The following is a 4,831-nucleotide window of genomic DNA, read 5'->3' as shown; positions in this document are numbered from 1 at the left end:
GCACTCGACCGCAGCGACGCCAAGTAATCAGGGAGCGACACCTACCGTGGACACATCCGTCGAGCAGATCGTCGAGGCGCTGCGCGAGTCACTGCTGGAGAACGAGCGGCTGCGCCGGCAGAACGCCGAGATCACGGCAGCGGCCTCGGAGCCCGTGGCGATCGTGGCGATGAGCTGCCGCTACCCCGGCGGCGTGGCCTCGCCCGAACAGCTGTGGCGCCTCGTCGACGAGGGCACCGACGCCATCGGCGACTTCCCGGACGACCGCGGCTGGGACGTCGAAGGGCTCTACGACCCGGACCCCGACACCCCCGGCAGGACCCATGTGCGCGAGGGCGGGTTCCTCTACGGGGCCGCCGGGTTCGACGCGGCGTTCTTCGGGATCTCGCCGCGCGAGGCCATCGCGATGGACCCGCAGCAGCGGCTGCTCCTGGAGACCTCCTGGGAGGCCTTCGAGCGCGCGGGCATCGACCCGCACACCGTCCGGGGGAGCCGGACCGGCATCTTCGCCGGCGTCATGTACCACGACTACGGCAGCTGGCTGACGGACGTGCCCGAGGGCGTCGAGGGCTACCTCGGCAACGGCAACCTCGGCAGCGTCGCCTCCGGCCGGGTCTCGTACACCCTCGGCCTGGAGGGCCCCGCGGTCACCGTCGACACGGCCTGCTCGTCGTCGCTGGTCGCCCTGCACCTCGCGGTCCAGGCGCTGCGCACGGGTGAGTGCTCCCTGGCGCTGGCGGGCGGGGTGACGGTGATGTCGACCCCCGACACGTTCGTGGACTTCAGCCGGCAGCGCGGGCTGTCCCTGGACGGCCGCTGCAAGTCGTTCGCGGCCGGGGCCGACGGCACGGGCTGGGGCGAGGGCGCCGGCATGCTGCTCCTGGAGCGGCTCTCCGACGCCCGGCGCAACGGGCACCCGGTCCTTGCCGTCGTCAAGGGCAGTGCCATCAACCAGGACGGCGCCTCCAACGGGCTGACCGCGCCCAACGGCCCGTCCCAGCAGCGCGTCATCCGCCGGGCCCTGGCCGACGCCCGGCTGCGCACCGACGAGGTGCACGCCGTCGAGGCCCACGGCACCGGCACGCCCCTGGGCGACCCCATCGAGGCGCAGGCCCTGCTCGCCACCTACGGACAGGACCGCGAACAGCCCCTGTGGCTGGGCTCGGTCAAGTCGAACATCGGGCACACCCAGGCCGCCGCCGGTGTGGCCGGCGTCATCAAGATGGTCATGGCCATGCGCCACGGCAGGCTGCCGAAGACGCTGCACGCCGAGGAGCCCACGCCTCAGGTCGACTGGGACTCCGGCGCCGTCGAACTGCTCGCCGAGGCCCGCGCGTGGCCCGGCACCGACGGCCCCCGCCGGGCGGGCGTCTCCTCGTTCGGCATCAGCGGCACCAACGCGCACGTGATCCTGGAAGGCGTCCCCGAACCCGGACGGCCCGGAGCGCCGGCCGCGCTCACCGGGCCCGTCCCGCTGGTCCTCTCCGGCCAGGGCGAGCAGGCGCCGGCCGCCCAGGCCCGGCAGCTGCTCGCCCACCTCACCGGCGCCGGGGAGGGCCCGGAGGCGGCCCCGCTCCCCGACGTCGCCCACACCCTGGCGACTTCGCGGGCGGCCCTGGACCACCGCGCCGTGGTGATCGGCGGCGACCGCGAGACCCTGCTCGCCGGACTGGCCGCCCTCGCCGACGGGACCACCGCGCCCCACGTCGTCCAGGGCCGGCGGGCGAGCGAGTCCCGGATCGCCTTCGTCTTTCCCGGACAGGGCTCCCAGTGGGCCGGCATGGCCGCCGAACTCCTCGACGCCTCACCGGTGTTCGCCGCCGCGATGGCCGAGTGCGCCGAGGCCCTCGCACCCTTCACCGACTGGGACCTGCTCGACACCGTGCGCGACGCGGCGCCCCTGGAACGCGTGGACGTCGTCCAGCCCGCCCTCTGGGCGGTCATGGTGTCGCTCGCCGGGCTCTGGCGCTCGTACGGCATCCGCCCCGCCGCCGTCATCGGGCACTCCCAGGGAGAGATCGCCGCCGCGTGCGTCGCCGGGGCGCTCTCCCTGGCCGACGGCGCCCGCGTCGTGGCCCTGCGCAGCCGGGCCATCGCCGACGAGCTCTCCGCCCGCGGGGGGATGCTCTCGGTCGCGCTGCCCGAGGAGCGGATCGCGGAGCTGCTCGCCGCCTACGACGGCAGGATCTCGGTGGCCGCCGTCAACGGGGCCGCCTCCGTGGTCCTCTCCGGCGACACCGACGCCCTCGACGCGCTGGAGGAACTGCTCAAGGCCGACGACGTGCGCGTCAAGCGGCTGCCCGTCGACTACGCCTCGCACTCCGCGCAGGTCGAGACGGTCCGCGAGCGGCTGCTGACCGAACTGGCCCCCGTCAGCCCGCGCTCCGCGGACGTGCCGTTCTACTCCACCGTCACCGGGGCCCTGTTCGACACCGCCGGGCTCGACGCCGAGTACTGGTACACGAACCTGCGCCGGACCGTGCTCTTCGAGCCCACCACCCGGGTGCTGCTCGCCGGAGGCTACGGCGTCTTCGCCGAGTGCAGTCCGCACCCCGTGCTCCTGCACAGCATCGAGGAGACCGCCGACGCCGCCGGCGCGGACATCACCGGCCTCGGCTCGCTGCGCCGCGACGAGGGCGGCCCGGCCCGGTGGCTGGCGTCGCTGGCTGAAGCGTTTGTGCACGGCGTCCCCGTGGACTGGCGGCCCGCCTTCGACGGCATGCCCGTCCGCCCGGCCGGCCTTCCGACCTACGCCTTCCAGCGCGAGCGGTTCTGGCTCGGCCGCTCGGCCGCCGCCGGCGACGTGGCCGCGGCCGGGCTCGCGGCCACCGGGCACCCGCTGCTCGGCGCCGCGGTCACCGTCGCCGACGGCGGAGGCATGCTCTTCACCGGCCGGCTCTCCACCGCCACCGCGCCCTGGCTCGCCGACCACGCCGTCGGGGAGACGGTCCTGCTGCCCGGCACGGCGTTCGTGGAGCTCGCGATCGCGGCGGGCGACGAGCTGGGCTGCGGCCGGGTGGGCGAGCTGACGCTGGAGGCGCCGCTGCTGCTGCCCGCACGGGGAGCCGTCCAGGTACAGGTCCGCGTCGGCGACGCCGACGGGACGGGACAGCGGCCCCTGTCCGTGCACGCCCGCCCGGAGGACGGCGCCGGCGGCTGGACCCGGCACGCCTCCGGCCTGCTCGAACCCGGCGCCCCGGACGCCGGGTTCGACCTCGCCGCCTGGCCGCCCGCCGGTGCGCGGCCGGTCGCCGTCGACGACGTCTACGACCGGCTGGCCGGGCAGGGCTACCACTACGGCCCCGCCTTCCAGGGGCTGCGCGCGGCCTGGCGGCGCGGCGACGAGACCTTCGCCGAGGTCGAACTGCCCGTGGAGGCGGAACGCTTCGGCCTCCACCCCGCCCTGTTCGACGCCGCCCTGCACGCCGCGGGGCTCGGCGGACCGGAGGAAGGGGCGGCGCGGCTGCCCTTCTCCTGGACCGGCGTCTCGCTGTACGCGGCCGGGGCCACCGCCCTGCGCGTACGGATCACCGGCACCGACGTCACGACGCTCCAGCTCGCCGACGCCACCGGGGCGCCCGTGGCCGCCGTCGACGGCCTGGCCGCCCGTACCGTCGACCCCGGCGCGCTCGCCGCGGCCGGACGCTCCGACGACCTCTACCGCCTGGACTGGCCCGCCCTGCCCCCCGCCGGACCCGTCACCGCCGCCCACGCCGTACTCGGCGACGGCGGTCTCGACGCCCTGGAGGAGGTGCCCGCGTACGCCGTCCTCCCCGTGAGCGGATCCGGCGACCCCCTCGCCGCCACGCGCGCGGAGGCCGGACGGGTGCTGGAGACCGTACGCCGGTGGCTCGCCGACGAGCGCGCCGCCTCCTCCCGGCTGATCGTGCTCACCCGCGGCGCCGTGGCCGCCGGCGCCGAGGACGTCACCGACCTGGCCGCGGCCGCTGTCTGGGGCCTGGTCCGCGCGGCCCAGGCCGAGAACCCCGGCCGCCTCGTCCTCGTCGACGCGGATGCCTCGGCCACGCCCGGCGACGCGGCCGCCGCGGCCGAGACGTCCGGCGAACCCCAGCTCGCCCTCCGCGGGGGCAGGACCCACGTGCCCAGGATGGCCGGGGCGGGCCGCGGCGCCGGGAACATCGCGCTCGACCCCGGGGGCACCGTCCTGATCACCGGCGGCACCGGCGTGCTCGGCGGCCTGATCGCCCGTCACCTGGTGACCGCGCACGGCGCGCGCCACCTGCTGATCGCCGGCCGCAGCGGCGTCCTGTCCGACGACCTCGCCGACCTGGACGCGGACGTGACCGTGGCCCGGTGCGACGCCTCCGACCGGGACCGCCTCGCCGGCCTGCTCGCCGCCGTCCCCGCCGAACACCCGCTGACCGCGGTCGTCCACCTGGCCGGCGCCCTGGACGACGGCCTCGTCACCGGGCTCACCCCCGAACGGCTCGACGCCGTCCTGAAGCCCAAGGCCGACGCCGCCTGGCACCTGCACGAACTCACCCAGGGGCTCGGCCTCGCCGCCTTCGTGCTGTTCTCCTCGGCGGCCGGCACCGTCGACGGCGCGGGCCAGTCCGGCTACGCCGCCGCCAACGCCTTCCTCGACGGCCTGGCCCACCACCGCGCCGCCCGGGGCCTGCCCGCCGTCTCCCTGGCCTGGGGCTTCTGGGAGCAGCGCACCGGCATGACCGCGCACCTCACGGACGCCGACGTCGAGCGCATGGCACGCTCCGGGGTCCGGCCGCTGGCCACCGAGGACGGGCTCGGCCTCTTCGACGCCGCGCTGGCCGCGGGCGAACCCCTGCTGCTGCCCGTCGGCCTCGACCTGCCC

The 4,831-nt window shown here is 76.4% G+C and carries 1 protein-coding gene; it reads left to right on the top strand.

Features of this window, described 5'->3' with window-relative positions; genetic code table 11:
• Positions 1–46 precede the first annotated feature (46 nt).
• Positions 47–4,831: type I polyketide synthase (locus V7793_RS33335; protein WP_336013445.1), on the top strand; the 4,785-nt coding region annotated here is incomplete at its 3' end.

This window comes from Streptomyces sp. KLMMK, from assembly GCF_036961605.1.
Lineage (GTDB): Bacteria > Actinomycetota > Actinomycetes > Streptomycetales > Streptomycetaceae > Streptomyces > Streptomyces telluris.
Note: the sequence above shows the minus strand (reverse complement) of the source record. Positions and strands in the feature narration are given on the sequence as shown.